This is a genomic window from Methylibium sp. (assembly GCF_013817345.1).
In the GTDB taxonomy this organism is placed as follows: domain Bacteria; phylum Pseudomonadota; class Gammaproteobacteria; order Burkholderiales; family Burkholderiaceae_C; genus Methylibium.
Genome location: NZ_JACDCW010000195.1, coordinates 1 through 2,941, shown reverse-complemented (window position 1 = coordinate 2,941; position 2,941 = coordinate 1). Strand labels below are relative to the sequence as shown.

The window sequence follows — 2,941 nt, the reverse complement described above, 5'->3', positions numbered from 1 at the left end:
GCACAGGTCGCTCGCCGCCAATGTCCGCTTCTGTACTGGGTCCCTGTGTCAGCCGCCCGTCTGTCTAGCCGTTGGTTGATTGCCTCTGTCCGTGATCAGCGAGGAGCGCCACATCACGCGGTCAGCGGAAGCGGTGAACCCATCTTTGGAGCCGCTGTCTCACCAAGGCGCAAGCTGAAGAGGGGGAACAGTACGGGGTGATGCGAGCGGGCTTGATTCGACGCCGACTGCATCGCCTGCGCGCCGTGCAGGGGCTACCGGTTCGCTCGGACGCGCCGCATTTACACAAACCTCCGCCGATCGCGCGCGGGATCGAACCGCATTTCACATAAGATCGCTTCGCAATGTCCCGAGCGACAATTTAGCGCCTCAGTGAGCGAAGTGTTCGCGGTGCGACTAGGTTTCTGGCGGCCGGCGACTAACGGCGCCTCCAACCCTTTTCGGCCATGCAGTGATACAGCGCGATCTGGCGCTCTTGCTCGCCCGTAACCGTCGCTACCTGCGCGCGACACTGCGATAGTGCCTGATCGAACGGCTGCGCTCCCGAACCAGTCCAGCCGGGATCGGTGGTGGCGCAGGCGGCAAGCAGGGAGGCCGCCGCAATCAAAATCCCAGTTCGACGAGACACAAAAAGGTCCTCCTTGGCGATAGCGGACCTAGGCCGCGAGCCGGTCTCCCGCAACTAACCTGTGGATGTCCGCTTTCCACCCATTGCGGACATCAAAAAAGCCCAGGCTTCAGCTTAGCTACTTGCGTCGGCCCGCCTTCCTCGTTTTTGCGCCGGTTCTTGTCCGCAGAATCTTCCTTGTGCGGCTTGTCAGATTGACGCCGTGACGGCCGATTACCGACGCCCCGGCAACCCTGCGGGCTCAAGGTGAGAGATTGCGACTTGGCGGGTTGCGCAACAAGCGAGGCGGCTACGGTCGAGGTAACCGAGGCAAGCAAGGGCGCGCGCATCACAGATCTCCGCTGTATTCTCTGTGTGAGACACTAAAGCGATAAGCCGCTCTGTTCGCGCAAACTTGCTGCACTGAATGCCAAATTCTGGCACGGATGCGCGATGCTTGACCGTTTTGACCTCGCGCTGCTGAATCTCGTCCAGCGGAACGACTCTCAGACCAGCGATGCTCTTGCTCGCCACGTTGCGCTTTCGCCCTCTGCAATCGCACGTCGCCTACGCAGGTTACGGGGCGACGGATGGATCAGTCGGACCATAGCCCTTCTATCGCCGCGCCTGACCGAACGGCGTTTGCGGGCGATTGTGTTGGTGCAGCTCAGCGAGCACGCCAACCAGCGCGGCAAGACGGCACTTTTGAAGCGCATCGATCAGGCGCTGCAGGTTCAATTCTGTTACGAGCTCGCAGGAGTTCACGACTTGCTCCTGCTATTCGACTGCATCAGCATGGCCGAGTTCAATGAGGTCGTCGAAGCGGTGCTAGTCGCCGACGCGACTGTCCGCCGGTACGAAACTAGCGTCGTCAAACAGGAATTTAAATTCGCGCCTTTCATTGAGCTATCAGAGCGCGACTGAGCAGTGTCGAAGTAAATTAGACGCCTTCTTTTATCCTGACTGAGGTGTAGATCTTTTCATGCAGAGTCGCCGGGCTAATGTCCGCTTCCGACCCAAAGATACGGTAATGGGCCGCGCTTCCAGTTCGTCTGGAGGAGTGGCTGTCCCCCGATCATGATGGAGTGACGGGGTTTCAGGTGTGGTGCCAGAGCCCCGCAGCCTGATGGAGGACAGCCATGGAGTATTATGCCGGATTGGACGTGTCGCTGGAACAGACCAGCGTGTGCGTGGTGGACACGCAAGGCCAGGTGGTTCGTGAAGCGAAGGTTGCGAGCGAGCCAGAAGCCTTGATCCGTTTCTTGCGTGGTGAGGGGCTGGAGCTTGGCAGGGTCGGGCTTGAGGCAGGGCCGCTGTCGCAATGGCTCCATGCCGGACTGGTTGCCGCCGGCTTCGAGGCGGTGCTGCTCGAGACGCGGCACGTCAAGGCGGCCTTGTCGGCAATGACGGTGAAGACCGACCGGCGTGATGCGCGCGGCATTGCGCAGCTGCTGCGCCTTGGCTGGTATCGGCCGGTGCACGCCAAGTCTGCAAGCGCGCAGGAAGTGCGCTCGCTGCTCACCGCCCGCAAGCTCATCCAAGGCAAGCTGCTCGACATCGAGAGCGGCATTCGAGGGGTGCTGCGTGGCTTTGGCCTCAAGGTCGGCACGATCAGCCGCGGCAGGTTCGAGGCGCGGATCCGTTGCCTTGTTGAAGGCCAGGCCATGCTCGAGACGGTCATCGGCTCGATGCTCACGGCCCGCGCCGCCTTGCAGGCTGAGTTTGCGCGTCTTCACCGAGCGCTGCTGGCTCTCGTGCGTGCTGATCCTGTCTGTCGGCAGCTGATGAGCGTGCCTGGCGTCGGCGCAGTGGTCGCCATCACCTTCAGGAGCGGAGTGGATGACCCGATGCGCTTCCGGCGCTCGCGCGATGTCGGGCCTCACTTTGGCCTCACGCCCCGCAAGTATCAGTCCGGCGAGATCGATGTGACCGGCTCGATCAGCAAGGTCGGCGATCGCATGGTGCGGACCGCGCTCTACGAAGCCGCCAGCGTGATGCTCACCCGCACGGTGCGCATGTCGCCGTTGAAGAGCTGGGCACTTGGCGTGGCCAGGCGGCGCGGCACAAAGAAGGCGCGGGTTGCGCTGGCGCGCAAGCTCGCTGTCATCCTCCACCGCATGTGGGTCGATGGCACCAGCTTCCGCTGGACCAACGAGGCCAGCGCCATGGCATGAGGAGGAGAGCTTAAGAGATCGGGCCGGCCAGCAAGGCCGACCCGTAGTCCCACCGCTGGGACGGTGAAGTTGGTGAAGCCGCAATGTCCGCAGTAGCTGCAGAACTCGTTCTACAGACTACGCCCCAAAGATGGGCTCACCGCTTCCTCTGACCGTATGA

Annotated in this window: 2 protein-coding genes; both read left to right on the top strand. The window is 62.0% G+C overall.

Going from position 1 to position 2,941, the window contains the following annotated elements:
• Positions 1–1,060: 1,060 nt before the first annotated feature.
• Positions 1,061–1,531, top strand: a complete 471-nt coding sequence (locus H0W40_RS19820) for an Lrp/AsnC family transcriptional regulator (RefSeq protein ID WP_292449635.1) — start codon at positions 1,061–1,063, stop codon at positions 1,529–1,531.
• A 215-nt stretch (positions 1,532–1,746) separates the two neighbouring features.
• Positions 1,747–2,781 (top strand): IS110 family transposase, encoded by a 1,035-nt coding sequence (locus H0W40_RS19815; protein ID WP_292449633.1) that lies wholly within the window; start codon positions 1,747–1,749, stop codon positions 2,779–2,781.
• The last annotated feature ends 160 nt before the right edge of the window (positions 2,782–2,941 follow it).